Below are 25,847 nucleotides of genomic sequence, written 5' to 3'. Positions count from 1 at the left end.
CTTATGCACCTTCCGCACGGGGCGCAGGCGCTTGCGTGCTGCCCAGGCGGCCATGCAGCGCCACCCAGCCGTCTTGCTCGGCCCACACACCGAGCTCGATGAACGGTGCGTACGCAGCGGCCACTTCTTCGGCCTGGCGTGCCAGCACGCCGGACAGGATCAGCGCGCCGCCATCGGCGACACGGCCCGACAGCATCGGCGCCATCAGCTTCAATGGGCTCGACAGGATGTTGGCGACGACGATGTCAAACTTGGCCGTGGCGTGTGCCGACGTGGCAAACGTGTCTGGCAAGAAATATTCGATGTCGCACTGGTTGCGTTCGGCATTGTCGCGCGCCGATTCGATCGCCTGCGGGTCGATGTCGACGCCGGCCACCGTTTGTGCGCCCAGTTTCTTGGCCACCATGGCCAGGATGCCGGAGCCGCAACCGTAGTCGAGCACGGTCTTGCCAGGGGCAGGGTTCGCTTCCAGCCATTCCATGCACAGACGCGTGGTCGGATGGCTGCCCGTGCCGAAGGCCAGGCCAGGGTCCAGTTCCAGGATCAGACCGTCAGGATCCGGTGCCTCGTGCCAGCTGGGCACGACCCAGATATTCTTGCCGATGTGAATCGGTGCGAATTGCGATTGGGTCAGGCGCACCCAGTCCTGCTCTTCCACGGGGCGCATGGTAAAGGCGGGCACTTCCGTCATGCCGACAGCCTGGGCTGCGGCGGCCACGATGGCGGCCTGGTCGGCATCGACGTCGGTCAGCGCCACCACGCGGCTGCGTTCCCACGCCGCTTCCTTCGGTTCCATGCCGGGCTCGCCAAACAGGGGCTGCTCGGCATCCGTGCCTTCATCGGCGTCTTCCACCGACACCGACAGGGCGCCCGCTTCCATCAACGCGTCGGACATGGCCTCGGCGTTGTCACGGGCGATTTCGATGACGATTTCCGTCCAGCTCATGCGCCCGCCTTGATTTCGGACTTCTTGGCGATGCTGGGGCTGCCTCCATTCAGGTTCTTGCCCAGATCCGGCATGTCGGCCAGTTTCTGTTCCAGATAGTGAATGTTGGTGCCGCCTTCGATGAAGCGCGCGTCGATCATCAGTTCGCGGTGCAGGGCGATGTTCGTGTTGATGCCTTCGACCACCATTTCGGACAGGGCGATCTGCATGCGGCGGATCGCTTGTTCGCGCGTGGCGCCGTAAGCGATCACTTTGCCGATCATCGAGTCGTAGTGCGGCGGCACGTAGTAGCCGGCGTAGGCGTGCGAATCGACGCGGATGCCAGGGCCACCCGGTGCATGCCACGACACGATCTTGCCTGGCGATGGCGTGAACTTGAATGGATCTTCGGCGTTGATGCGGCACTCGATGGCGTGGCCAGACAGCAAGACGTCGCGCTGGCGGAAACGCAGTTTTTCGCCGGCGGCGATGCGGATCTGCTCTTGCACGATGTCGATGCCGGTGATCATCTCGGTGACCGGATGTTCCACCTGCACGCGGGTATTCATTTCAATGAAATAGAACTCGCCGTTTTCGTACAGGAACTCAAACGTGCCGGCGCCGCGGTAGCCGATCTTGCGGCAAGCTTCGGCGCAACGGTCGCCAATTTTCTCGATCAGCTTGCGCGGGATGCCCGGCGCTGGTGCTTCTTCGATCACTTTCTGGTGGCGGCGCTGCATGGAGCAGTCGCGCTCGCCCAGCCAGACGGCGTTCTTGTGTTCGTCGGCGAGGATCTGGATTTCCACGTGGCGCGGATTTTCCAGGTACTTCTCCATATACACTTCAGGGTTGCCGAAAGCCGTGCCGGCTTCCGTCTTGGTCATCGCCACGGCGTTGATCAGGGCCGCTTCCGTGTGCACGACGCGCATGCCGCGTCCGCCACCGCCACCGGCGGCCTTGATGATGACTGGGTAGCCGATTTTGCGGGCAATTTGCACGATCGCTTTCGGATCGTCGGGCAACGCGCCTTCCGAGCCCGGTACGCACGGTACGCCAGCCTTGATCATGGTTTGCTTGGCCGATACTTTATCGCCCATCAAACGGATCGATTCGGAGCGGGGGCCGATGAAGACGAAGCCCGATTTCTCGACGCGTTCGGCGAAGTCGGCATTTTCCGACAGGAAGCCATAGCCTGGGTGAATCGCTTGCGCATCCGTCACTTCAGCGGCGCTGATGATGGCGGGCATGTTCAGGTAGCTCAGGGACGACTGTGCCGGGCCGATACAAACGGATTCGTCGGCCAGCTTGACGTATTTCGCGTCCTTGTCGGCTTCGGAGTGGACTACAACCGTTTTAATGCCCATTTCGCGGCAGGCGCGCTGAATACGGAGGGCAATTTCACCACGGTTGGCAATCAGGATTTTTTCAAACATGGTAGGTTCGCGTATGTCTGTGAGAGCCGGCGAGCCGGCGAAACAACAAGTGTGAGGGGCTAAAACTGCAAACGGCCGTTGCCGGCCGTGTGGACTGGGTTTTAGCCGATCACAAACAAGGGTTGACCGAATTCGACCGGTTGGCCGTTTTCGACCAGGATCTGGGTCACGACACCGGCTTTGTCGGAGTCGATTTCATTCAGGAGCTTCATCGCTTCGATGATGCACAGGGTATCACCTTCCTTGACGGTAGCGCCCACTTCAACATAGGCGGCGCTGCCAGGAGCGGACGAGCGGTAGAAGGTACCGACCATCGGCGACTTGACCACATAGCCCGTTGGCTCGGCGGCGACCACGACGGCGGCTGCCGCAGCGGGAGCGGCGGCTGGCGCGGCTGGCTGGTATTGGGCTTGCATGCCTTGCGGCTGCATCATGACCATCTGGTTTTGCGGCATGGCCGACGATTTGACGATGCGAACCTTGCTTTCGCCTTCGGTAACTTCCAGCTCTGCGATATCCGATTCGGCGACCAGGTCGATCAAGGTCTTGAGTTTTCGTAGATCCATGTAAAACCCCTAGGAATGTAGTTTGTTTTTTGAGTGATGCGGTGATGTCCAAGAACCTATCGCCGCGCTAAATGCGTGCAGATCGCGTAGATTAACGTTTTTTAAGCGCAAAGTCGATGGCAAACCGATATCCATCGATACCCAGCCCGCAGATCGTCCCCTGCGCGATCGCGCTGAGAAATGAGTGATGTCGAAACGTCTCGCGTTGATAAATATTCGAGATATGGACTTCCACGAACGGGATGGCGACCCCGGCCAGCGCATCGCGCAAGGCAACGCTGGTATGGGTCAGGCCGCCCGGATTGATGACGATGGCATCGATCCCTTCCGCTCGCGCGGCATGGATGCGGTCGATCAGCGCGCCTTCGTGGTTGCTTTGAAAGCAGACCAGGTCGGCGCCGGCCGCCATGGCTTGCGCCATTGCTGCCTGTTCGATATCGGCCAAGGTGCTGGCGCCGTAGACCTCAGGCTCGCGCGTTCCCAGCAAATTCAGGTTGGGACCGTTGAGCAGAAGGAGGTTTTTTGCCATGTATGGAAGACCGTTTTAGCGAAAGTTCCGCATTTTGCCGCCAAAGATACGCATTGGCAAGAGAAAAAAGCACGCTCCGAATTTACAATTTATCCAGATCGGCGCGCAATTGATCAAATTTCAAGCGGCCAAGATAGGTCTTTTTGACTTCGCCATCGGCGCCGATCAGCACCGTAAAGGGCAAACCGCCCGTGGCATTGCCAAAATGGCGCGACAGGTCGGTACCGCTCATGCCGGAGACATACACGGGATAGGCGATCTTGAACTTGCTGGCAAAGGTGGCAATATTGCTGGCCGAATCGATGCCGATGCCGATCACCTGCAGGTTTTTCGCTGCATAGTGGCCTTGCACTTCGGATAACTCCGGCATTTCTTCCACGCAAGGCGGGCACCACGGCGCCCAGAAATTGACCAGCACATTCTTGCCTTTCCATTGCGACAACGCTTGCGTGGCGCCGGCCGCGTCCGGCAGGGACAGCGCATACAGCTCGGTGACGGGACCCGTCGCGCCCGGCGCGATGGTGCTCGTCAGCGGCCCTGCTGCTTTGGCTTTTTCCTTGCTCAAACCGACGTAAGCGCCCATGCCGCCAAACATCAGCGCCACGATGGCGCACGCGATCCAATTCTTTTTTGTCATAACTTTATCTATATCAATGTTAGTCGGCAGCCGGCATACCATCGGCGAGGCTGGCGGCCAGCAGGCTGCGCAGCCCGGCGATGTCGGTGCGCAGCACCTTGCCATCCGCTTTGGCTTTCAGCGCGCCGCGCATATCGTCGAGCTCATACATGGCCGCGTGCACGCCTTCGTTTTTCCACAAGAAACTGGCGGTCTCGACCGCATCATAACGCGCCCCCTTGAAATGCGGGCTTTCCGACATGTCGAGCACGACATTTTTATTCAGCAGGAAGATGTGGATTTCCTTGGCGCTCTCGGCAAACAGCTGCAAATAGATCTCGTCGTGCGGGCCGGCCGTGCCATTGAGCACGGGACCGCTGAGCAGGGGATGAAATTGTTGCAACGCTTCCATCACCTGCAGCGCGATCGTGCGCAGCTGGAACAGCCGCGCCGGCTGGCTGTCGGCCAGGAACAGGGCATTGTATTGCCGCACCTGCTCCTCGATCATGTCGTTGTCAGGCAGGATGTTGGGCCGGTTCGGCGCGTCGCAGAGGACTTGCCGCGCCGCCTTGCGCTTGGCGCTGCCATAGTCGGCCCCGTCCTGCGCCACGAGGCGCGCGGCAGCGGCGGCGATTTCCAGGCGCAACTGCGCGCTATCGTCAAATGCATCGTTCGTCATGAGCGAGATGATACTCCGAAGCGGAAAAAGTCATGGCGTCAGGTAAAATCCTGCACTTGCTGTTTTTTATCTCACCGTCTTACTTACTTAAGCGTGCGCCTTTCGCACTGATCACATGCATATTCATATTCTCGGCATTTGCGGTACCTTCATGGGCGGCCTGGCTGTCCTGGCCAAGGAAGCCGGCCATAAAGTTACCGGTTGCGATGCCAACGTGTATCCGCCGATGAGCACCCAGCTGGAATCGCAGGGAATCGAACTGATCCAGGGTTTCGATCCGGAACAGACCAAGCTGAACCCGGATTTGTATGTGATTGGCAATGTGGTCTCGCGCGGCAACCCGCTGGTGGAAGAAATCCTTAACCGCAGCCTGCCGTATGTGTCCGGCCCGCAATGGATCGGCGAACACATCTTGCGCAACAAGTGGGTACTGGCCGTGGCCGGCACGCATGGCAAGACAACCACCTCGGCCATGCTGGCCTGGATACTCGAAGACGCGGGTTACGCGCCGGGCTTCCTGATCGGCGGCGTGCCGATGAACTTTGGCATTTCCGCCCGCCTCAGCGGCACAATCGACGGCAAGAGCGCCGATTCCGACTTCTTCGTCATCGAAGCGGACGAATACGACACGGCCTTCTTCGACAAGCGCAGCAAGTTCGTGCATTACCACGCGAAGACGGCCATCATGAATAACCTGGAATATGATCACGCCGACATCTTCCCCGATCTGCACGCGATCGAGACGCAATTCCACCACCTGGTGCGCACCGTGCCCGGCATTGGCCGCCTCGTGTTCAACGGCGATGAAGCATCGCTGCAGCGCGTGCTGGCGCGCGGTTGCTGGAGCGAAAAGGAAAGTTTTGGTCAAGATGCCAACTGGCAACTGCAAGAGCAGGCCGATGGCAGCTTCGACGTGTTCTTCAATGGCAAGCAGGAAGGCCATGTGGCGTGGGCGCTCACGGGCAAGCACAACCGCAGCAATGCGCTGGCGGCCATCGCCGCCGCGCGCCACGTGGGTGTACCGATAGCCCAGGCGTGCGCCTCGCTGGCCACGTTCGAGAGCGTCAAGCGCCGGATGGAAGTGCGCGGCGTCGTCAACGACATCACCGTGTACGACGATTTCGCGCACCACCCGACGGCCATTGCCACCACCGTGGGCGGCCTGCGCCAGAAGGTAGGCAGCGGCACCCGCATTCTGGCCGTGCTGGAACCGCGCTCGAATACGATGAAGCTGGGCGCCATGAAAGATGCGCTGCCGGGCAGTCTCAAGGATGCGGACCTCGTCTTCGGTTTCGGCAGCCAGCAAGCGCTGGGTTGGAGCCTGGGCGACGCGCTGGCGCCGCTGGGCAAGATTGCCAGCGCCTACGAAGACATCGATACCCTGGTGGCGGCCGTGGCGGCCAGCGCGCGTCCCGGCGACCAGATCGTGGTCATGAGCAATGGCGGCTTTGGCGGCGTGCACCAGAAATTGCTGGAGGCCCTGGGCCGATGATTCTGTACCTGCATGGATTCCGCTCGTCGCCCCTGTCGATGAAGTCGCGCCTGCTGGCCGCGCAGATGCAGGCGCTGGGCCGCGAAGCACAGTGGCTGTGCCCGCAATTGCCGGCTTCGCCGAAACTGGCGATTGAGCTGGCCCTGTCGCTGGTCAAGGACGTGGCGGCGGCCGAGCTGACGATAATCGGCTCCTCGCTGGGCGGCTATTACGCCACCTGGCTGGCCGAGCAGCTCGGTTGCCGCGCCGTATTGCTCAATCCTGCCATCGTTCCCCTGATCGACTTGGAACAGCATGTGGGCGTGACGACGGAATTCCATTCGGACAAGCCGTTCGAGTTCAAGCGCGAGTACATCGACGAGCTGCGCACGTTTGCCGTAGAGAAAATTACTGAGCCGCAACGCTATTTCCTGATTGCCGCCACTGGCGATGAAGTACTCGACTACCGCGACATGGTGGCGCATTATCAGGGGGCGCGGCAGTTGGTCATCGACGGCAGCGACCATGGCATCAGCGAATTTGCCGATTATGTGGCGCCCGTGCTGGCCTTTTGCGGCATCGATGCGGACGCTGCCCAGTGAGGCCGGGTTCGCTGCGGCAGGCGCAATGGCATGCGCACGTAAATGCCGTCAATGCGCCGCCGGCCTTGCGCCACTGGCTCACGGGCGGCGGTTCGCTGACGGCCAAGCTGAAAGCGCATAGCCAGGCATTTCGCGTGCAATGTTTGCATCAGGAAACGGCACGTTGCTTGAGCGACGAGGCTGCCATCATTGGTTTGCACCGCGCGGGCCGCGTGTGGGAACGTGAAGTGCTGTTGCGTTGTGATGACAGACCGGCCGTGTTTGGCCATACCGTCGTGCCCATGCAGGCGACGGCCACGGACTGGCCCTTGTTTTCCGCGCTGGGCGAGCGTTCGCTGGGCACGACCCTGTTTGGCGACCGCATGGTGCGCCGCGGCGAACTGGAATTTGCCCGCTTGCGCGCCGGGCACCCGCTGGTGCAGCGGGCGCAGGCGGCGCTGGCGCGGGAAGGGCGGCGCGCCGACGGGCAGGCGCTGTTTTTTGCCCGCCGCTGCCTGTATCAGCGTCACCAGGGATTGCTGCTGGTAACGGAAGTATTTTTGCCGGCGGTGCTGGAGTTGACGTCCGTCACTCGCACCGTTGCAACCGACACATTAATAAACAAAGCATAACAATGAATCTATTTTTTGAAGAATCCGGCGATTTCAAGGTCGGCACGGTCCTGTCGCAAGCGGGTGAAGCGTACCAGGTCGAAATGGCCAGTGGCAAGCGCACCAAGGTCAAGGTCAAGGACGTGCTGCTGCAGTATGAAAAGCCGGCCCCGGCCGAGCTGCTCGAGCAAGCCAAGGCGGTTGCCGCCGAGATCGACCTCGATTTCCTGTGGGAAGTGGCGGGCGAAGACGAGTTCGGCTTTGCCGAGCTGGGCGCCGAGTATTTCGGCCACGCACCGTTGCCGCCGGAAGCGGCCGGCCTGATCCTGGCCCTGCATTCGGCGCCCGTGTATTTCTACAAGAAGGGCCGTGGCCGCTACAAGGCGGCGCCGGAAGCGTCCTTGAAGGCGGCTCTGGCCGGTATCGAAAAGAAAAAGCAGCAGGCGCTGGTGCAGGCAGGCTATGTGGAAGAGCTGAAGCAGAACCGTCTGCCCGCCTCGATGCAGCCCATGGTGCTGCAACTGCTGTTCAAGCCGGACAAGAACACGATTGAATACAAGGCGCTGGAAGCGGCGTGCACGGAATTGCACACGACGCCGCCGCGGCTGATGCTGGCTGTCGGTGGTATTGCTTCGCCAAAAGACTTGCACCTGTCGAAATTCCTGTTCGAAAATTTCCCGAAAGGCGCCGGTTTCCCGAGCGTGCCCGTGCCGTCCGTGACGGCCAAGCTGCCGCTGGCCGACGTGGCCGCCTTCTCGATCGACGACGTGACCACGACCGAGATCGACGATGCCTTCTCCGTGCAGCCGCTGCCCGATGGCACCGTGAAAGTGGGTATACACATCGCCGCACCGGGCCTGGGCATCCGTCCGGAAGACGTGATCGACAAGATGGCGCGCCAGCGCATGTCGACCGTCTACATGCCGGGCGACAAGATCACCATGCTGCCGGACGAAATCGTCAACGCGTTTACGCTGGCGGAAGGCACGACGTGCCCGGCCCTGTCGCTGTACGCGACCCTGGACCCGAAGTCGGACTGGGCCGTGGTCAGCACGCAGACGCGCGCCGAACTGGTGCCGATTGCCAGCAACTTGCGCCATAACCAGCTCGATGATCTGGTCAACGAGGAAACCCTGGCCAGCGGCGAAGGCGAGTACCCGCACAAGGCCGATTTTGCCGTGCTGTGGCAATGGGCGCAGCAGCTGGAACAGGGCCGCATGAAGAAGCGCGAAGCGTTTGGCCTGAAGCCGGAACAGAATAACCGTGTCGATTTCAACTTCTATGTGGAAAACGACATCGTCACCGTGGCGCGCCGCAAGCGTGGCGCGCCGCTCGACAAGATCGTTGCCGAACTGATGATTTTTGCCAACAGTACCTGGGGCAAGATGCTGCACGACCATGGCGTGCCCGGCATCTACCGCAGCCAGGGCGGCGGCAGCGGCAATAGCTGGGCGGCAAAGATGCAGGTGCGCATGGTTACCCATGCGGCGCCGCACCAGGGCCTGGGCGTCGATCAATATGCGTGGAGCACTTCGCCCCTGCGCCGCTATACCGATCTGGTGAACCAGTGGCAAATCATCGCCTGCGCCGAGCATGGCGTGACGGCGCCGCTGGTGGCCCCGTTCAAGCCGCGCGATGCGAATCTGTTCGCCATCGTTTCGGCATTTGACGCCGCGTATGCCGCGTATGGCGATTTCCAGTCGAACATGGAACGCTACTGGTGCTTGCGCTGGTTGCACCAGGAAAACGCGCGCCAGGTCGATGCCGTCGTCCTGAAAGACGAGATCCTGCGCCTGGTCGACATTCCGCTGGTCATCAAGCTGCCGGGCATGCCATCGGTGGCGCGCGGTGCCCAGGTGAAACTGGACTTGCTGCGCTGGGATGAAGTCGACCTGAGCATCGAAGCGCGCCTGCTGGAAATTGCCGCCGTGCCCGATGCGGCGGCCGATGCCGAGCTCGACTACGAAGAAGAGGCGGGCGACGATGCTGCCGACGAGGGCGACGTGGCGGCCGAGCCATCGCCGGAAGCGGCGAACCAGGTCAGCGACGCCGATGCGGAAGTGGCGGAACTGGCCAGCGAAGACGTGGTCAGCGAGCCCGAGCTCAAATAAGGCGCCAGTCAGGCTGCAAAGGCGGTGCTGAAAACTGTTGCCGGCACCGCCTTTGACGTAGAATTCAGCCATCTTGTATGGTGTGCTTGTTGCGAACTGGGTTGCGCGTGAAGTCTTTCCGAGAGAATCGTTTCCTGATGATAGCCGTGGCGGTATCGCTGCTGGCCCACGGCGCCTTGCTGGCGATGCATTTTGTCGCCCCGGCGCCGCAGCGGGCCGTGGCCACCGATCCCGGCCTGGAAGTGATCCTGGTCAACGCCAAGCATGCGAACAAGCCGCTGAAGGCCGACGCCCTGGCGCAAGCCAACCTCGACGGTGGCGGACAAGCCGACAAGGGCCGCGCCAAGTCGCCCTTGCCCGACATGCGCAAGGTGGAAGAGGGCGACAGCGTCAAGGCCAGCGCCCGGCGCATCGCCGAACTGGAACAAAAACAGCAGGAACTGCTGACGCAGGCGGCCAGGCCGACGCCTTACAGCGCCGCGCCCGTCACGGAAAAGGACAAGCCCAATCCCCTGGCCACCGGCTCGGACTTGATGGAAAGCAGCAAGGCCATCGCCCGCATGGCGGCCGAGATCAGCCAGACCGTGGAAGACCAGAACAAGCGCCCGCGCAAGACCTTCATTACACCCAGTACGCAAGAGGTCGGCTATGCCATGTATTACAAGACCTTGCAAAAGCGTATCGAGGAAATCGGCACTCTGAATTTCCCGCAAAAGAATGGCCGCAAGATGTATGGCGAACTGGTCGTCTACATCCCCATCTTCCAGGACGGCACGATTTACCAGAAGGAAGGCGGCGCCCGCGTGGAAAAAAGTTCGGGCAATCCGGCCCTCGATGCGGCGGCCCTGGCCATCGTGCGCCGCGCGGCGCCGTTTGGCCGTTTCCCACCGAACATGTTGTCGAGTGACAAGGATGACCTGTGGGTGGTGATTACCCGCTTCAAATTTACGCGTGAAGAAAAAATGGAAGCTAACCTGACTGGCGGCAGCAATTGAACAAGCAAGCAATGAATCCTGATCAATATTGTGTCTTCGGCAATCCCATCGCCCACAGCAAGTCCCCCCTGATCCACGCCGCGTTTGCCCTGCAGACGGGCGAGCCCATCGTCTATGACCGCCGGCTGGCGCCGCTCGACGGCTTTGCGCTGGCGGCCCGCACGTTTGCCGCCGAGGGCGGCAAGGGCGCGAACGTGACGGTGCCCTTCAAGCTGGACGCGTGCGCGCTGGCCACCGAGCTGACGCCGCGCGCGCAAGCGGCCGGCGCCGTCAATACCCTGCGTTTCGATGGCGACACCATTCTTGGCGACAATACCGATGGCGCGGGCCTGGTGGCCGACATCGTGCGCAACGCGGGCGTGAAGGTCGCCGGCAAGCGCGTCCTGCTGCTGGGCGCGGGCGGTGCCGCGCGCGGCGTCGTGCTGCCCTTGCTGGAACAGGGACCGCAGGAAATCTTCATTGCCAACCGCACCGTGGCCACGGCCGAGGCGCTGGTGGCGCAGTTTGCCGATGCGCTTGCCCACTCCGGCCAGCTGCGCGCCGGCGGCTTCGCGCAGCCCGATGGCGTCTTCGATATCGTCATCAACGCCACCTCGGCCAGCCTGGCGGGCGACTTGCCGCCCGTGCCGCCCGGTATCTTCGACAGCCATACCCTGGCGCTGGACATGATGTATGGCGCCCAGCCCACCGTCTTCATGGACTTTGCCGTACAGCATGGCGCGCAGGTGCGCGACGGCCTGGGCATGCTCGTGGAGCAGGCGGCTGAAGCGTTTTACGTGTGGCGCGGCGTGCGGCCGCAGACGCAGGACTTGCTGGCGCAACTGCGCAGTGCCCTGTGAGCGCCGGCAAGAAGGGCGCCCGCAAAAGCGGCAGCCGCTACGGCTGGATCAAGTGGCTGTTCATCGTCCCCGTGCTGGCCTTTATCGTCGTGCAACTGTATTTCTTCCTGCAAATCTGGTGGTGGGTCGACCATAACCCGTCCAGCACGGCCTTCATGCGCGAACAGTTGTCTGTCTTGCAGGACAAAAATCCCAAGGCCACGATCAAGCACACGTGGGTGCCGTACAACCGCATCTCGAACAACCTGAAACGGGCCATCATCGCTTCGGAAGACGCGAATTTCTCCGAGCACGAAGGCGTGGATTGGGAAGCCTTGCAAAAGGCATATGAAAAGAATAGCAAGAAGCAGAAGGTCGTGGCGGGCGGCTCCACCATCACGCAGCAGCTGGCGAAGAATCTGTTCCTGTCCGGTTCGCGCAGCTATGTGCGCAAGGGCCAGGAACTGATCATCACGTATATGCTGGAAAACCTGATGGAAAAGGAACGCATTTTCGAGATTTATCTGAACGTGGTGGAGTTTGGCACGGGCACCTTTGGCGCCGAAGCGGCCGCGCGCCACTATTACCGGGTCAGCGCGGCGGGCCTGAGCGCGGGACAGGCGGCGAAACTGGCCGTGATGCTGCCGAATCCCCGCTTTTACGACCGTCACCGCGATACGGGCTACCTGAACCGGCGCACGGGCGTGATCCTGCGCCGCATGGGGGCGGCGGAATTGCCTTGATGGCAGCGGGCTTTCTTTTCATAAAGTTAAAGCTGCCTGATTGGCACTATTGCGGCGCAGCATCTTAATCGTCCCCGCTTGGTGCAACGCCGCACTTTTTCCGTGAAAAAGCGGTGCCGGGGGTGGTCGTGAAAAGGCCTTTGCGGGTACACTTGCGCTGTTTTCATTTTTGGCGCCAGCGCCAGCACATCACGATAACCCCACATCCGGCTGAGAGCGCGCATGATCAATGTCTTTGTATTACAGAATGGCCGGCTCAACCAGGTGCCGATCGACAGCCGCGCAGACCTCGAAAATGCCGAACCGGTGTGGGTCGACCTGACCGACCCCACCGATGACGAACGGGCCTGGGTCAAGGCCATCTACAACGTCACCCTGCCGGGCGAAGACGAAGTCAAGGATATCGAAGCGTCGGCCCGCTATTACGAAGCGGAAAACGGCGACTTGCACCTGCGCACGGACTTCCTGCGCGAAGAAGACGACGGCCCGTCGCGCGTCATCACCGTGGCTTTCATCCTGGCCCGCAAGATTTTGTTTTCCATGCATACGGACGACTTGCCCGTGTTCCGCCTGGTGCGCATGCGCGCCCGTTCGCGGCCAGGCTCGATTGCCGACTACATGGACGTGCTGCTCGACCTGTACGCCACCGATGCCGAATATTCGGCCGACGTGCTCGAAGGCATCTACCAGAACCTGGAAGAGGTCAGCACGCGCGTGCTGCAAAAGGAATTTACCGATGCGCACGCGGCCGAAGCGCTGAATGCGATTGCCCATGAGGAAGATTTGAATGGCCGTATCCGCCGCAACATGATGGATACGCGCCGCGCCGTGAGTTTTCTGATGCGCGGCCGCTTGCTCAATTCCGAGCAGTTCGAGGAAGCGCGGCAGATTTTGCGCGACATCGAATCGCTCGATGGCCATACGTCTTTCCTGTTCGACAAGATCAACTTCCTGATGGATGCCACCGTCGGTTTCATCAACATCAACCAGAACAAGATCATCAAGATCTTCTCGGTGGCCAGCGTGGCCTTCCTGCCGCCGACCCTGATCGCCAGCGTGTACGGCATGAACTTCAAGCTGATGCCGGAACTGGAATGGTCATTCGGCTATCCATGGGCCTGGGGCTTGATGATCACCAGCGCCATCGCACCGTTCCTGTACTTCCGCCACCGCGGCTGGCTGAAATAAGCGCTTGTCGCCGGGGTGCTCCGCGCCCCGGTTTCAGAACGAGCGCAGCAATTTCAAAAATCGGCGATAATCACTGGTATTGCGTGGTATTGAATTGGTATTGTGTATTTGCCGATTGATGCCTGCCGCCTGCTGTGCAGAAAAGTATCGTCATTCAGACATTTTTCTGCGTGGTAGCGTCCGCCTGTTCCACCTATGATCGTTACGATGCCGGCCTTGGCCGGCTGGCCGCCGCATTTCCGTCACCATTGCTTTCTGGAGAGTCCATGCCTGATACCGCTACCACCCCACCGCGCTTTACCCATCTGATCAGCGACTGCGATGGCGTGCTGATCGACAGTGAAGCCGTGGCCCTGCAAGCACTGCTGGAATTGCTGGGGCCGCGCCTGCCGAACCTGCCCGAGGGCGTCACCCTGCAAGGCTTGATCGAGCCGCGCCTGGGCCAGCGCCTGGTGCCGCTGATGCAGGATATCTACAAGGAACTGGGCTTGCCGCAATTGCCGGCCGACGAGATCATGGCCATCGGCAACGCTGTCGATGCGGCTTGCGATGCGCAATTGCGCGCCGTGCCCGGCGTGGCGCAGGCGCTGGCCGCCATTCCCCTGCCCAAGGCCGTCGCCTCGAACAGCGTCAGCGCGCGTGTGCTGTCGGCGCTCGAGCGCACTGGCATGGCGCCGCTGTTCGACAAGCGCGTGTTCACACCGGACCTGGTCGGCCACGCCAAGCCGCATCCGGGCGTCTACCTGGCGGCGGCCGCCGCCTTTGGCGTGCCGCCAAGCCAGTGCCTGGTGCTGGAAGACAGCGTCACGGGCGTGACGGCCGCCGTGGCGGCGGGCATGACGGTATTGGGATTCATCGGCGGCGGGCATATCGCGCCCGGCCAGGAAGCGCGCCTGAAGGCGGCCGGCGCGCATGTCGTGTTCAACGACATGGCCAAGTTGCCGGCGCTGGTGGCCGCGGTGATGGACACCGCGACTGTCTGACTGCGTTTATGCTAACTTAGCAAACACCTTGCGCGCGGCGGCGATGGTGGCGTCGATGACGGCATCGTCGTGCTGCGCCGAGACGAAACCCGCTTCGAAGGCGGCGGGCGCGAAGTACACGCCTTCGTCGAGCATGGCGTGGAAGAAGGCGTTGAACTTGCTGCGGTCGCCGGCCATCATTTCCGCGTAGCTGGTCGGTGGCGTTTCGCTGAAATAAATGCCGAACATGCCGCCGATGTAATCGGCGCAGAAGACCACGCCCGCTTCTTTGGCGGCGGCGGTCAGGCCTTCGGCCAGGCGCTTGGCCGTGGCGCCCAGCTGCTCATAGAAGCCCGGCTGCTGGATCAGTTTCAAGGTGGCCATGCCGGCCGCCACGGCGACCGGGTTGCCCGACAAGGTACCGGCCTGGTAGACGGCGCCCAGCGGCGCCATGTTGTGCATCAGCGCCGCGCTGCCGCCGAAGGCCGCCACCGGCATGCCGCCGCCGATCACTTTGCCCAGCGCCGTCAGGTCAGGCTTGATGCCGTACAGCGCCTGCGCGCCGCCCAGGGCCACGCGCAAGCCGCACATGACTTCATCGAAAATGAGCAGGGCGCCGTGTTGCGTGCACAGCTCGCGCATCGCCTGCAGGAATTCCGGCGTCGCTTTCACCAGGTTCATATTGCCGGCCACCGGTTCGACGATGACGCACGCGATGTCCGCGCCGAAGCTGTCGAAGGCGTCTTTCAGCTGCTCGACGTTGTTATAGTCGAGCACCAGGGTGTGCTTGACGAAGTCTTCCGGCACGCCGGCCGACGTCGGGTTGCCGAAGGTGAGCAGGCCGCTGCCCGCTTTCACCAGCAGCGAATCGGCGTGACCGTGGTAGCAGCCTTCGAACTTGACGATCTTGTCGCGTCCCGTGGCGCCGCGCGCCAGGCGCAGGGCGCTCATGGTCGCTTCCGTGCCCGACGACACCAGGCGCACCTGCTCGATCGACGGCACCAAGCGCGTGATTTCCTCGGCCATCAGCACTTCGCCTTCCGTCGGCGCGCCGAACGACAGGCCCAGCGCGGCCGCATCCTGCACCGCTTTCACCACTTCCGGATGGGCGTGGCCGACGATGGCCGGCCCCCAGGAGCCGATGTAGTCGATATAGCGCTTGCCGTCCGCGTCCCAGAAGTACGGGCCTTCGGCGCGCGTGATGAAGCGCGGCGTGCCGCCCACGGAGCGGAAGGCGCGCACGGGCGAATTGACGCCGCCTGGCGTGGTTTTTTGTGCGCGGGCAAACAGGATGTCGTTCTGTGAAGTCGTCGTCATGATAATCGTGCCTTGAAAGTGGATCGTTGTCTGTGTCGTCTGGTCTTATTGTGCGCCGCGCTGGCGCTGCTGCCGGAACAGCCGGTTCGGCACCAGCTTGCCCATGCCGTGGCGCTGCGCGTGGGCCAGCGCGCCGGCCGTGAATTCCTGCGCCGCCACGACCACCTGCGGCACATCGTCTTCGTTTTCCGCCAGGGCCAGCAGGGCGGTGGCCGCCGCCGACAGGGTGCTGCCGGCGCCGTTGAAGATGCCGGGCAGATGCTGCCATTCGTCGTGGCGCACCACGCCGTCTTCGCCGAACAGGGTATTGGCGCGCAACTTGCCTTCGGCCGTGCCGGACTTGCTGGCGTCGGCCGGCATGCCGGTGACGAGCACGTATTCGCAGCCCAGGGCCACCAGGTAGTCGACGTCGTTTTGCAGGGTGTCGTCCGGATCGGCGTCGCGCCAGGTCTCGGCCAGGCGTTCCAGTTCCACCGGCGAGAGCACCAGCAGTGTCGTTTGCGGGATCAGGAGCTGGCGCACGGCCGTGAGGATGTCTTCGTCGTCCATGCCCTGTTCCGGCAGCGCCGAAATGAATGGATCGAGGATCAGTGGCACGTCCGGATAGTCGGAGACGATTTCGGCGATGGCCGTGACGTTTTCCACGCTGCCCAGCGCGCCGATCTTGATGGCGGCCACGGACATGTCTTCCAGCAGCACGCGCGCCTGGTCTGAAACCCAGTCCGGGTCGACCGCCTGCACGTCTTCCACGCGGGCCGTATCGCTGATCAAGAGGCCCGTGGTGACGGACAGGCCGTGGCAGCCGAAGGCTGAAAAGGTGGCCAGGTCGGCCTGGATACCGATCGCGCCGACCGGATCGGACACGCCGAAGCTTAATATGAGGGGAGAAGTTTGGTTTTGCACGGCGGGTAGATTAAGATACCTAATTCAGCATTTTACTTGATTGAAGGGTGGCAGAACGTGAGTAGCAACGAAACAACGCAGCAATTCCAAACGTGGATGTGTCTTATTTGCGGCTGGGTTTATGATGAAGCGGCCGGCTTGCCCGACGAAGACATCGCTCCCGGCACGCGTTGGGCCGATGTTCCGATGAACTGGACCTGCCCTGAATGCGGCGCGCGCAAGGACGATTTCGAGATGGTCGCGCTGTAATCAATCAGGCCCACGGGATGCCGCTGCCGCACACAGGTATCGCGGCTGCCTGTGCTATGGTATAAAAAATTGTCGAATAATCACATGACGCGTCCTTTTTTGCCCGAGACGCCATCCGATGCCGTGTGCGTGAGCGTCACGATACTCGTCATCGACGACAGCGCGACGATACGCAGCGCGGCCGCGAAGATACTCGGCGAGGCCGGCTATCGCGTGGTGGTGGCGGAAAATGGCTTCGAGGCCCTGGCCAAGATCGCCGACTGCCAGCCGGCGCTGATCGTGTGCGACATCGTGATGCCGCGCCTGGACGGCTACCGCACCTGCGCGCTGATCAAGGCCAGCGCCGCGTATCACGCCACGCCGGTGCTGATGCTGTCGTCGAAGGAAGGTTTGTTCGACCGCGCGCGCGGCGCCATGGCAGGCGCCAGCGCCTGCCTGGTCAAGCCGCTGGCGCGCGAGGCGCTGCTGGAGGCCGTGCGGCTGCACCTGGCCGGGCATTTTGAGTAGTGATTTATTGATTGACAACGCAGCAAGGAAGCAGATGGCCATACACACAATTCTGATCGTCGATGACTCGCCGACAGAACGCTACTACCTGAGCGAGATGCTGGTGCGTGCCGGTTATGCCGTCCTCACGGCGCAGGACGGTGCCGACGCGTTGGCGCAGCTGAAGCAGGCCAGGCCCGACCTGATCCTGATGGACGTGGTGATGCCCGGTGCGAATGGCTTCCAGATCACGCGCGCCATCGCCCGCGATCCGGAACTGCAGGACGTGCCGGTGATTATCTGCTCGAGCAAGAGTCAGGAAACAGACCGCATCTGGGGCTTGCGCCAGGGCGCGCGCGATTACCTGGTCAAGCCGGTGGTGGAAGCCGAGCTGCTGGCCAAGATCGCCGCGCTTTCCTGAGCATGCACACGATGCCAGGTCACGGCGTGCCTACAGCGGCCTTTCCGCCCGCCGCTGCCGCCATGCCATCTTTCGAGACGGGCGCGCGGCAGGGGCGCTTGCGCCAGTATCAGCTGCAATTGATCGAGCGGATACAGGCCGCGCGCAGCGGCGCGCTGGCGGCGCGCAAGGAACTGGGCGTGATGCTCGCTGGCCGGCCATGCCTGCTCGACCTGACGCAGCTCGGTGAAATCGTCATTGCCGCCGGTGTGCAGATCCAGGGCGTGCCGCTGGCGCAGGACTGGTACCTGGGCCTGGCGGCCATGCGCGGACGCCTGACGGGGGTCGTCGACCTGGCCCGCTACATGGGCGAACCGGCTTGCACGCCCGGCAATCACTGCCGCATCATCACGTTTTCTCCGCGTCTGGGCCTCAATTGCGCACTGCTGGTCGAGCGCGTACTGGGCTTGCGCCAGCTGCGCGCGATGCAATCGGTGCCCGTTCAGGATGCGGCGCAGAGTGTGCTCCCATCGTGGGCCGCGCAGGCGCTGCGCGACAGCGAGGGGCAGCAGTGGCTGCGCCTGGACCTGGCGCAGCTGGCGCAATCGGAACGCTTCCTCGATGCCGGCTTTGGCGGCCTTGCCGTCCACAAGGATATTGGCTGATGGGCGCCAATTCTCCCATCCTGGCCGCTGGCATGCCCGAAGCGGAGCACGCGCCCGGCGAGCCGGCGTCGGCGGCCGACCTGCCGCTGCGCCTGCGCGATGCGCTGGGACGGCGCAAGTCGCTGGCCAGCGCGCCGGTCAGCGACTTGCGGCTGCCGCTGATCGGCCATTTCCCGCTGCAAAAACAATTGAGCATCCTGTCGACGGTGATGGCCCTGAGCCTGGCCGCCAGCCTGCTGTTCGTCGGTCTCAATACACGCAGCGGCAATATCGCCTCAGCGCAGACGCAGCTGGCCAGCGATGCGCTGATGCATTCGCAGCGCATCGGCAAGGCCGCGCCGAACGCCGTGCAAGGCAATCCGGAAGCGTTCCGCCAGCTCGAGGAAAGCCGCAATGAACTGAACCAGGATTTCCGCCTGATGCTGCGCGGCGGAACGTATCACGGCCGCGATATCGGCGAGTCGCGTGCCGCCCTGCTGGCGGCGGTGGCCGACGCGCGTAAAAAATGGGCCAGCAGCGACCGCGCGGCCAGCACCATCTTGCGCCTGAAGCCGGAGCTGGGCGAATTCGACAAGACCTTGCAGCAATTGAACGCGCTGTCGCCGGCGCTGCTGGCGCAGACCGAGGAAATCGCGGCCCTGAAGGTGCAGCGCGGCGGCAATGCGCGCGACCTGGCCGTCATCGGCCGCCTGATGATGCTGAGCCAGCGCATGAGCCGCAGCGCCAGCGAGTTCCTCTCGTCGGGCAGCATCAGCTCGGAAACGGCGTTTTCGCTGGGGCGCGACACGACGTATTTCCGCACCGCCGTCGAAGGCCTGCTCAACGGCAGCGTGTCGCTGCAGCTGGCGCCCACGCGCGACGCCGAACTGCGCGACCGGATGGTGGCATTGAAAGCCAGTTTCGACACGTACCAGAAGCTGGTGTCGTCGATCCTCGACCGGCTTGACAAATTCAGCTCGGCGAAAAGCGCCGAACAGCTGATCTTCAACGAGAACGAAGACCTGCGCCAGCGTTTGACCTTGCTGCAGCAGATGTACCACGCGAACCAGGAAACCCTGGGCATCGCCTTCTGGATGATGGTCGGCGGCGTGTTGCTGACCCTGATCGCGGCGGCCGGCATTGGCAGGGTGCTGCTGCAGGACTCCGTCAACCGCACGCGCGACGCCGAGCGGCGGCGCCAGGAAGCCGAAATCCGGCGCCTGCAGTCGCAGGAGAAAGAGGAAGTGGCGAAGGCCAGGAATGAGCAGAACCAGGCGGCCATCCTGCGCCTGATGAACGAATTGCAGAAGGTCGCCGACGGCGACCTGACGGTGCAGGCCACCGTGTCGGAAGACATCACGGGCGCCATCGCCGATTCCGTCAACTACACGGTCGAGGAATTGCGCGGCCTGGTGGGGCGGGTGACGGCGACAGCCGAACAGGTCAACCGCGCCTCGACGCAGGCGCAAAGCATCTCGAGCAAGCTGCTGATCGCGTCGCAGCAGCAGTCGCGCGAAATCCAGGGCGTCAGCGCCACCGTCGTCAAGATGGCCAATGCGATTACCGACGTGTCGAAGTCGGCCAGCGTCTCGGCCGACGTGGCGCGCCAGTCGGTGGCGGCGGCGCAGCAGGGTTCGACGGCCGTGGAAAACGCCATCAAGGGCATGCATGAAATCCGCGAGCAGATCCAGGATACGTCCAAGCGCATCAAACGCCTGGGCGAATCGTCGCAGGAAATCGGCGAAATCACCGAGCTCATTTCCGACATCACCGAGCAGACCAACGTGCTGGCGCTGAACGCCGCCATCCAGGCCGCATCGGCCGGCGAGGCGGGGCGCGGCTTTTCCGTCGTGGCCGAGGAAGTGCAGCGCCTGGCCGAACGCTCGGCCGCCGCCGCCAAGCAGATCGGTGCGCTGGTGCGCACCATCCAGGCCGATACGCAGGATGCGACGCGGGCGATGGAAACGTCCACGCAAGGCGTGGTCGAGGGCGCGCGCCTGTCCGACGCGGCCGGCGCGGCCTTGAACGACATCAGCCAGGTGTCGAAACACCTGGCGGAACTGATCCAGGGCATCTCGTTCGCCACCGGCACGCAGGCCGGTTCGGCCAGCGGCGTGGCCTTGAATATCCAGCATATCCTGAGCGTGACGGAGCAGACCCAGGACGGCACGCAGCAAACGGCGCAGTCGATCCACAAGTTGTCGATGCTGGCGCAGGAACTGAAAAACTCGGTGTCGCGCTTCCGCGTCGCCGCCTGAACGCCGCGCCAGTCCAGGGCGAATTCTTTACCGAGGCATGCATGAGCACACCAGATAGTCCACAGCAGTCCAAGCCGTTCGACAGCGAGCCTTTGTCGTGGGTGATGGTGGAAATCCGCGAAGCGCTGGGCCGCTCGAAAACAGCCCTGTTCGAAGCGGGTGGCCGCGAGCGCGAGGAACGCGCCACGGCGCTGCAGCATGCGCGCTCGCACTTGCACCAGGCGCATGGCGCGCTGGTGATGGTGGATGTGGCCGGCGCCAGCCTGCTGACGGACGCGGCGGAACAGGCGCTGGCGCGCTTTCGCGACGGCAGCCTCGAATACACGCTGGATCATGCGCAAGTCGTCGCCGAACTGTACCAGGCCTTGAGCGAATACCTGGAAGACCTGGTGGCCGGCACGCCGCCGCAGCCGGCGCGCTTGTTCCCCTATTACCGCGACCTGCAAACCATGCTGGGCGCCGAGCGCATCCACCCGGCCGACCTGTTTTTCCCGCCAGCGTCGACGCTGGAAGGGCACGCCATCGCGCTGGCGGAATCGCCCCCGGTGCCCGATTACCCGGCCTGGCGCGGGCGCTTTGAAAAGTCTTTGCTGCCCTTCCTGAAGGCGCAGGATGACGCGGCGCGGCGCCAGCATGCGGGCGACTTGCACGCCACCTTGACCCTGGTGGCCGACGCGCAGCAGGAAGCACCGGCGCGCACTTTCTGGTTCGCCATGCAGGCGTTTGCGGGACTGGCGGCCAGCGGCGAGGGCATGGGCACGCTCAACGTCAAGCAGCTGTTCGGCCTGATCAACCTGCAATTGCGCCGCCTGGCGCAGGGCACGGCCAGCCTGCCTGAATCAATGCTGCGCGACGCGCTGTTCTTCATCGCCGCCGCACGCGAGCCGACGCCGGAGGCACGCCAGCTGCGCGCCGCTTTCGCCCTGGAAGGCATGCTGCCCGCCGACGTGGAAACGCGGCGCTACGGCCAGGTCGACCAGGACGCCTTGCAAGGCGCCCGCGCGGCCCTGGCGCAGGCGCGCGCCAGCTGGAGCCGCCTGGCGCAAGCCGACCTCGATCCAGCCCTGGCCACGGATTTCGACGCGTCGCTGCAACAGGTGGCGGCGCATGTAGAGACCTTGAAGCAGCCGGCTCTGGCTCGCCTGCTGCGCGAATGCGCGGCCGTGGCGCGGCAAGCCGTGGCCAGCGGGCGCAGCGCGGCCCTGGAAAATGAAATCGGCATGGCGCTGCTGTTTGCCGACACGGGCCTGGAGCAGCTGCGCCGCCTGCCCGACGATTTCGCGGGCAACGCGGAAACCATCGCCGCGCGCCTGCAGGCGCTGCTGGCTGGCGAAGCGCCGCCGCCTGTCACGGCGGGCGAGCTGTCGCGCCAGATCGAACAGGGCCAGACGGTGGCCGCGCTCGCCGAGGAAATGAAGACGGGCTTGCGCCAGGTGGAAAAGGTGCTCAACGCGTATTACGCGGATGCAGCGGGTGCGGGGACGGGAGCCCTCAATGGCGTCGCGCCCATGCTGGAGCAGTTGCAGCAGCAGTTGGCCGGGCTGGAACAGGAAGATGCGCGCGCCGCCGTGCTGCAGGTCGATGCGGCCGTGCGGCAGCTGGCCGGTGCCGACGCCAAGGCGGATGCCAATGCGGAGGCGCGCGCCGAGGCGCTCGACGAGATCGCGCAAAATGTCAGCGCGCTGGGCTTTTTTGCCGATATGCTGGGCCGCAACGCGCAGGCGGCCAGCGGGCGTTTCCATTTCGATGCGGCCGCCGGCACCTTCCGCGCGCTGCCATTTGAAAAAGTCGCCGCCGCCGGCCCCGTGCCCTTGCTCGACCAGGCACTGGCGCCCGCCGCGCCCGCCGGCATCGATGCTGTGCCGGCGGTGACCGATGTCGACGCGGAGATGCTCGACATCTTCATCGCCGAAGCGCGCGAAGTGCTGGCCTTCATCGACACCACCTTGGCTTTGCCGCGCGAGCAGGCCGCCAGCGGCGACCACCTGGCCATGCTGCGCCGCTCGTTCCATACCCTGAAAGGCAGCAGCCGCATGATCGGCCTGGCGCAGTTTGCCGAAGCGGCCGGCGCCATCGAACGCGTCATGAATACCTGGCTGGCCGAGGCGCGCCCCGTCAGCGACGACTTGTTTACCTTGCTCAATTACGGCTGGTACCAGCTCAGCGAATGGGTGGCCGAACTGGAAGGCGGCGCGGGGCGCGAGCGCGAGGCCGGCATGCTGCTGATGGCGGCCGAGCGCGTGCGCGAAGGCGGCCCGTTCGAACTGCGCAAGCCTCGCCCGGCATCGGCCGCGCCCGTGGCCAGCAATGGCAATGTGATCGGACTTCCCTTGGCCACGGCGCCGACGCTCCACGAAGCGCCTGACGATCACCTCAAGCACGTGGGCGAACTGCGCATCAGCCTTCCCTTGTACAACATCTACCTGGCCGAGACGGATGAACTGCTGCGCGTGCTCACGCGCGACTTCGGCGAATGGCGCCATGAACAGCGCGCCGTCAGCGCCGAGGCGCTGCAAGCCGTGCATACCCTGGCGGGGACGTCCGGCACGGTCGGTTTCCAGTCACTGCGCGACTTGGCGCACGCGCTGGAAACGGTCATCGAAACGGTAGTGCCGCCGCTGGCCGGCTTGCGCGCCGAACAGCACGACGTGCTGGAACAGGCCACGCAGCGCATCGGGCAAATGCTGCAGGCATTCGCGCTGGGCGACCTGGCGCCAACGCAGCCAGACATGATCGAAGCGCTCAACACCCTGTGGCGTGCCTTGACGGCGCCGCCCGGCGAGAGCAAGGAAGACCGGCTCGACGCCCTGTTCGCGGAGGCTTACGCTAGCATCGTCGGCGCGCCGGCGCAGCCTGGCGATCCGCTGGCCGAAGTCCCGCTGCCCCAGCTCGAGACCCTGTTCGAAGCGACGTATGCGAGCATCGTCGCCGATGCGCTGCAGCCGGAGGTTATCGACATGCCGGCGCAGGACAGCGGCGCCAGCGACGACCTGTTCGACGCCGGTTTCGAGCACGCGCCGCCGTTGGAGCATGCGGCGCCGGAAGCGCCGGCGCCCGCCATCATGCCGGCCGATGCGGCCGCGCTGCTGGCGGCCAGCGCCGGCATCAGCGATGAACTCGACCTCGATTTATTGTCCGTCTTCCTGGAGGAGGGCGCCGACTTGCTGCCGCAGATCGGCGAGGCGCTGCGCAGCTGGCAGCAGCAGCCGCACGACAGCGGCCAGGCGCAGATGCTGCTGCGTACCCTGCATACGGTCAAGGGCAGCGCGCGCATGGCCGGCGCCATGCGCCTGGGCCAGCATGCGCATGAAATCGAGACGCATATCGAAAACATGCTGCACGCGGGCACCGCCACGCCGCAGGCCTTCGAGGAATTGCTGGCCCATTACGACCATGCGCTGCACCTGTTCGAGCAGCTGCAGCAACCGTTGCTGCCCTTGCCGGGCATGGAAGACACGCCGCCCGCCGAACCGAAGGCGGCGCTGGTGCGCGTGCGTGCCGATATCCTCGACCGCCTGGTGAACCAGGCCGGCGAAGTGTCGATCACGCGCTCCAAAATGGAAAATGAAGTGGGCGTGCTCGGCGCTTCGCTGTCCGAGTTTTCCGACAATCTGGCGCGCTTGCGGCGCCAGCTGCGCGAAGTGGAAATGCAGGCCGAATCGCAGATCGCCTCGCGCATGGCCGTCGGCAGCGAGCGCGAATTCGACCCGCTCGAATTCGACCGCTTTACGCGCCTGCAGGAACTCACGCGCATGATGGCCGAAAGCGTCAACGACGTGGCTTCGTTCCATGAAAATCTCAGCCACAGCGTCGATGCGGTGACGGACGACCTGGTGCTGCAGGCTCGCCTGACGCGTGAGCTGCAGCGCGACCTGATGCAGATCCGCATGGTGCCGTTTGCCAGCATCGCCGAACGCCTGTTCCGCGTGGCGCGGCAAAGCGCCAAGGAAGTCGACAAGCGCGTCAACCTCGACATCCGTGGCGGTGGCGTGGAAATCGACCGCAGCGTGCTCGAACGCATGGCGGCGCCGTTCGAGCATTTGCTGCGCAACGCCATCGTGCATGGCGTCGAGCCGCGCGACGCGCGCCTGGCCGCGGGCAAGAGCGAGACGGGCGAGCTGCTGGTGCAGGTCAGCCAGCAGGGCAATGAAGTGGCGATCGCCTTTTCCGACGATGGCGCGGGCCTGGACCTGGAACGCATCCGCGCCAAGGCGCATGGCGCCGGCCTGGTGGCGACGGATGCGCCATTGACCGACGCGCAGGCGGCCGAACTGATTTTCACGCCCGGGTTTTCCACGGCCGACAGCTTGACGGAACTGGCCGGGCGCGGTTTTGGCATGGATATCGTGCGCTCCGAAGCGCTGGCCCTGGGCGGAAGAGTGGAAACGCTGACGCAGGCAGGCCTGGGCATGCGCTTCACCATTCACCTGCCGCTGACCCTGGCCGTCACGCAAGTGGTGCTGCTGGCGGCGAACGGCAAGACGTATGCCTTGCCATCTGTGCTGGTGGAGCAGGTGCTGCACCTGAAAGGCGAACAGCTGGAGCAGGTGCGGGCGGCCGGGCGCATCGAGTCGCACGGACAGTCGCTGGCGCTGCACCACCTGTCGGCCATGCTGGGCGAGACGCCGGCGGCGCAGGCCACGCAGCGTTATGCGCCCGTGCTGTTGCTGAGGAATGGCAATGACAGGCTGGCGCTGCAGGTCGATGACGTGGTGGGCAACCGCGAAGTCGTGGTCAAGCACGTGGGCCCGCAACTGGCGCGCATGCCGGGCATCGCCGGCGCTACGGTGCTGGGCACGGGCGATATCGTGCTGATCCTGAACCCGGTGGCGCTGGCGCAGCACTTGGAACACCATCCGGAACTGCTGTCGCAGTATGCGTTGGCCAGCAGCGAGCAGCATGCCGCTTCCAGCGCGCTGGCCACGCCGGCCGTGCGCGTGATGGTGGTCGACGATTCGCTGACGGTGCGCCGCGTGATGCAGCGCCTGTTCGAGCGCGAAGGCTACCAGGTGCTGCTGGCCAAGGATGGCCTCGATGCGCTGGAACAGCTGCATGCGCTGGAACCGGCCGCCATGCCGGCCCTGCTGCTGGTCGACGTGGAAATGCCGCGCATGGATGGTTTCGATTTGACGCGCAATGTGCGCAGCGACGACAAGACGCGCGCCATCCCCGTCATCATGATCACCTCGCGCAGCGCCGATAAGCACCGCGCGCACGCGTTCGAGCTGGGCGTGAATGCGTATTTCGGCAAGCCGTTCCAGGAGGAGGAATTGCTGGCGGAGGTGGGGCTGTTGTTGGGCGGTGGCGTGGCGTGACGCAATGTCAACGCCATGGCCAACAATGTTGTCGGATTACGCGGGGC

At 63.7% G+C, this 25,847-nt stretch carries 23 protein-coding genes; 15 read left to right on the top strand and 8 right to left on the bottom strand.

Going from position 1 to position 25,847, the window contains the following annotated elements:
• Position 1: 1 nt before the first annotated feature.
• The 6 genes from prmA to AC54AG_RS03725 form a co-directional block, all read right to left on the bottom strand.
• A complete protein-coding gene (gene prmA, locus AC54AG_RS03750) occupies positions 2-946 on the bottom strand; it encodes a 50S ribosomal protein L11 methyltransferase (RefSeq protein ID WP_058048306.1) in 945 nt (314 codons plus the stop codon).
• Positions 943-2,358: an acetyl-CoA carboxylase biotin carboxylase subunit gene (gene accC / locus AC54AG_RS03745; RefSeq protein ID WP_034746622.1), complete on the bottom strand. Its 1,416-nt coding sequence runs from the start codon at positions 2,356-2,358 to the stop codon at positions 943-945. Before accC ends, prmA begins: the two co-directional genes overlap by 4 nt.
• Before the next feature lie 101 nt (positions 2,359-2,459).
• Entirely contained in the window at positions 2,460-2,924 is a 465-nt protein-coding gene (accB, locus tag AC54AG_RS03740; RefSeq protein WP_034746625.1) for an acetyl-CoA carboxylase biotin carboxyl carrier protein, read from the bottom strand.
• Between the two features lie 91 nt (positions 2,925-3,015).
• Positions 3,016-3,453 carry a type II 3-dehydroquinate dehydratase gene (gene aroQ, locus AC54AG_RS03735; RefSeq protein ID WP_034746628.1) on the bottom strand — a complete coding sequence of 146 codons (438 nt, stop codon included), beginning with the start codon at positions 3,451-3,453 and terminating at the stop codon, positions 3,016-3,018.
• An 82-nt stretch (positions 3,454-3,535) separates the two neighbouring features.
• Positions 3,536-4,090 (bottom strand): TlpA family protein disulfide reductase, encoded by a 555-nt coding sequence (locus AC54AG_RS03730; RefSeq protein ID WP_496629519.1) that lies wholly within the window; start codon positions 4,088-4,090, stop codon positions 3,536-3,538.
• Positions 4,091-4,109: 19 nt separating this feature from the next.
• Positions 4,110-4,748, bottom strand: coding sequence for a hypothetical protein (locus AC54AG_RS03725; RefSeq protein WP_496629518.1), 639 nt, complete (start codon positions 4,746-4,748; stop codon positions 4,110-4,112).
• 115 nt (positions 4,749-4,863) lie between these two features.
• On the opposite strand from AC54AG_RS03725, the gene mpl reads away from it, so the two are divergent.
• The 9 genes from mpl to AC54AG_RS03680 all read left to right on the top strand — a co-directional run bounded on the left by mpl (position 4,864) and on the right by AC54AG_RS03680 (position 14,249).
• Positions 4,864-6,240, top strand: coding sequence for a UDP-N-acetylmuramate:L-alanyl-gamma-D-glutamyl-meso-diaminopimelate ligase (mpl, locus tag AC54AG_RS03720; RefSeq protein WP_128141925.1), 1,377 nt, complete (start codon positions 4,864-4,866; stop codon positions 6,238-6,240).
• Positions 6,237-6,821: a YqiA/YcfP family alpha/beta fold hydrolase gene (locus AC54AG_RS03715; protein WP_034746640.1), complete on the top strand. Its 585-nt coding sequence runs from the start codon at positions 6,237-6,239 to the stop codon at positions 6,819-6,821. Before mpl ends, AC54AG_RS03715 begins: the two co-directional genes overlap by 4 nt.
• A complete protein-coding gene (locus AC54AG_RS03710) occupies positions 6,818-7,432 on the top strand; it encodes a chorismate--pyruvate lyase family protein (protein WP_070301202.1) in 615 nt (204 codons plus the stop codon). Before AC54AG_RS03715 ends, AC54AG_RS03710 begins: the two co-directional genes overlap by 4 nt.
• 2 nt (positions 7,433-7,434) lie before the next feature.
• Positions 7,435-9,522, top strand: coding sequence for a ribonuclease catalytic domain-containing protein (locus AC54AG_RS03705; protein WP_496629517.1), 2,088 nt, complete (start codon positions 7,435-7,437; stop codon positions 9,520-9,522).
• 137 nt (positions 9,523-9,659) lie between these two features.
• A complete protein-coding gene (locus AC54AG_RS03700; RefSeq protein ID WP_034746649.1) occupies positions 9,660-10,517 on the top strand; it encodes an energy transducer TonB family protein in 858 nt (285 codons plus the stop codon).
• Positions 10,518-10,528: 11 nt separating this feature from the next.
• Entirely contained in the window at positions 10,529-11,356 is an 828-nt protein-coding gene (gene aroE, locus AC54AG_RS03695) for a shikimate dehydrogenase (protein ID WP_034746652.1), read from the top strand.
• Entirely contained in the window at positions 11,353-12,078 is a 726-nt protein-coding gene (mtgA, locus tag AC54AG_RS03690; RefSeq protein WP_034746655.1) for a monofunctional biosynthetic peptidoglycan transglycosylase, read from the top strand. The genes aroE and mtgA overlap by 4 nt, the downstream gene beginning before the upstream one ends.
• A 222-nt stretch (positions 12,079-12,300) precedes the next feature.
• Complete coding sequence (corA, locus tag AC54AG_RS03685; protein ID WP_034746658.1) at positions 12,301-13,266, top strand: magnesium/cobalt transporter CorA; 966 nt, start codon at positions 12,301-12,303, stop codon at positions 13,264-13,266.
• A 266-nt stretch (positions 13,267-13,532) separates the two neighbouring features.
• Positions 13,533-14,249 (top strand): HAD family hydrolase, encoded by a 717-nt coding sequence (locus tag AC54AG_RS03680; protein WP_034746666.1) that lies wholly within the window; start codon positions 13,533-13,535, stop codon positions 14,247-14,249.
• Between the two features lie 6 nt (positions 14,250-14,255).
• Here the strand turns inward: AC54AG_RS03680 and hemL are convergent, their stop codons facing one another.
• Both hemL and thiD read right to left on the bottom strand, forming a co-directional pair.
• A complete protein-coding gene (gene hemL / locus AC54AG_RS03675; protein WP_072455063.1) occupies positions 14,256-15,545 on the bottom strand; it encodes a glutamate-1-semialdehyde 2,1-aminomutase in 1,290 nt (429 codons plus the stop codon).
• 45 nt (positions 15,546-15,590) lie between these two features.
• Positions 15,591-16,448, bottom strand: coding sequence for a bifunctional hydroxymethylpyrimidine kinase/phosphomethylpyrimidine kinase (gene thiD, locus AC54AG_RS03670; RefSeq protein WP_034746671.1), 858 nt, complete (start codon positions 16,446-16,448; stop codon positions 15,591-15,593).
• A gap of 96 nt (positions 16,449-16,544) precedes the next feature.
• Here thiD and AC54AG_RS03665 point away from each other — a divergent pair, with 96 nt between their 5' ends.
• From AC54AG_RS03665 to AC54AG_RS03640, 6 genes are all read left to right on the top strand, one after another.
• Positions 16,545-16,697 carry a rubredoxin gene (locus AC54AG_RS03665; protein WP_010401308.1) on the top strand — a complete coding sequence of 51 codons (153 nt, stop codon included), beginning with the start codon at positions 16,545-16,547 and terminating at the stop codon, positions 16,695-16,697.
• An 84-nt stretch (positions 16,698-16,781) separates the two neighbouring features.
• Complete coding sequence (locus tag AC54AG_RS03660; RefSeq protein ID WP_070301208.1) at positions 16,782-17,204, top strand: response regulator; 423 nt, start codon at positions 16,782-16,784, stop codon at positions 17,202-17,204.
• Positions 17,205-17,238: 34 nt separating this feature from the next.
• Entirely contained in the window at positions 17,239-17,604 is a 366-nt protein-coding gene (locus AC54AG_RS03655; protein WP_034746677.1) for a response regulator transcription factor, read from the top strand.
• A gap of 26 nt (positions 17,605-17,630) precedes the next feature.
• Positions 17,631-18,248, top strand: a complete 618-nt coding sequence (locus tag AC54AG_RS03650) for a chemotaxis protein CheW (RefSeq protein WP_496629516.1) — start codon at positions 17,631-17,633, stop codon at positions 18,246-18,248.
• Positions 18,248-20,485: a methyl-accepting chemotaxis protein gene (locus AC54AG_RS03645; RefSeq protein ID WP_070301209.1), complete on the top strand. Its 2,238-nt coding sequence runs from the start codon at positions 18,248-18,250 to the stop codon at positions 20,483-20,485. The genes AC54AG_RS03650 and AC54AG_RS03645 overlap by 1 nt, the downstream gene beginning before the upstream one ends.
• Positions 20,486-20,526: 41 nt before the next feature.
• Positions 20,527-25,800: an Hpt domain-containing protein gene (locus AC54AG_RS03640; RefSeq protein WP_496629515.1), complete on the top strand. Its 5,274-nt coding sequence runs from the start codon at positions 20,527-20,529 to the stop codon at positions 25,798-25,800.
• The last annotated feature ends 47 nt before the right edge of the window (positions 25,801-25,847 follow it).

This window comes from Janthinobacterium sp. BCJ23 (assembly GCF_059617945.1).
The sequence above is the reverse complement of the archived record's forward strand: the minus strand, read 5'-3'. Positions and strand labels throughout refer to the sequence as shown.

Excerpts from the sequence above, each read along its gene's own strand:
- prmA (WP_058048306.1), bottom strand. The coding sequence starts at position 946 with ATGAGCTGGACGGAAATCGTCATCGAAATCGCCCGTGACAACGCCGAG.
- accC (WP_034746622.1), bottom strand. The coding sequence starts at position 2,358 with ATGTTTGAAAAAATCCTGATTGCCAACCGTGGTGAAATTGCCCTCCGT.
- accB (WP_034746625.1), bottom strand. The coding sequence starts at position 2,924 with ATGGATCTACGAAAACTCAAGACCTTGATCGACCTGGTCGCCGAATCG.
- aroQ (WP_034746628.1), bottom strand. The coding sequence starts at position 3,453 with ATGGCAAAAAACCTCCTTCTGCTCAACGGTCCCAACCTGAATTTGCTG.
- AC54AG_RS03730 (WP_496629519.1), bottom strand. The coding sequence starts at position 4,090 with ATGACAAAAAAGAATTGGATCGCGTGCGCCATCGTGGCGCTGATGTTT.
- AC54AG_RS03725 (WP_496629518.1), bottom strand. The coding sequence starts at position 4,748 with ATGACGAACGATGCATTTGACGATAGCGCGCAGTTGCGCCTGGAAATC.
- mpl (WP_128141925.1), top strand. The coding sequence starts at position 4,864 with ATGCATATTCATATTCTCGGCATTTGCGGTACCTTCATGGGCGGCCTG.
- AC54AG_RS03715 (WP_034746640.1), top strand. The coding sequence starts at position 6,237 with ATGATTCTGTACCTGCATGGATTCCGCTCGTCGCCCCTGTCGATGAAG.
- AC54AG_RS03705 (WP_496629517.1), top strand. The coding sequence starts at position 7,435 with ATGAATCTATTTTTTGAAGAATCCGGCGATTTCAAGGTCGGCACGGTC.
- AC54AG_RS03700 (WP_034746649.1), top strand. The coding sequence starts at position 9,660 with ATGATAGCCGTGGCGGTATCGCTGCTGGCCCACGGCGCCTTGCTGGCG.
- aroE (WP_034746652.1), top strand. The coding sequence starts at position 10,529 with ATGAATCCTGATCAATATTGTGTCTTCGGCAATCCCATCGCCCACAGC.
- corA (WP_034746658.1), top strand. The coding sequence starts at position 12,301 with ATGATCAATGTCTTTGTATTACAGAATGGCCGGCTCAACCAGGTGCCG.
- AC54AG_RS03680 (WP_034746666.1), top strand. The coding sequence starts at position 13,533 with ATGCCTGATACCGCTACCACCCCACCGCGCTTTACCCATCTGATCAGC.
- hemL (WP_072455063.1), bottom strand. The coding sequence starts at position 15,545 with ATGACGACGACTTCACAGAACGACATCCTGTTTGCCCGCGCACAAAAA.
- AC54AG_RS03665 (WP_010401308.1), top strand. The coding sequence starts at position 16,545 with ATGTGTCTTATTTGCGGCTGGGTTTATGATGAAGCGGCCGGCTTGCCC.
- AC54AG_RS03660 (WP_070301208.1), top strand. The coding sequence starts at position 16,782 with ATGACGCGTCCTTTTTTGCCCGAGACGCCATCCGATGCCGTGTGCGTG.
- AC54AG_RS03655 (WP_034746677.1), top strand. The coding sequence starts at position 17,239 with ATGGCCATACACACAATTCTGATCGTCGATGACTCGCCGACAGAACGC.
- AC54AG_RS03645 (WP_070301209.1), top strand. The coding sequence starts at position 18,248 with ATGGGCGCCAATTCTCCCATCCTGGCCGCTGGCATGCCCGAAGCGGAG.
- AC54AG_RS03640 (WP_496629515.1), top strand. The coding sequence starts at position 20,527 with ATGAGCACACCAGATAGTCCACAGCAGTCCAAGCCGTTCGACAGCGAG.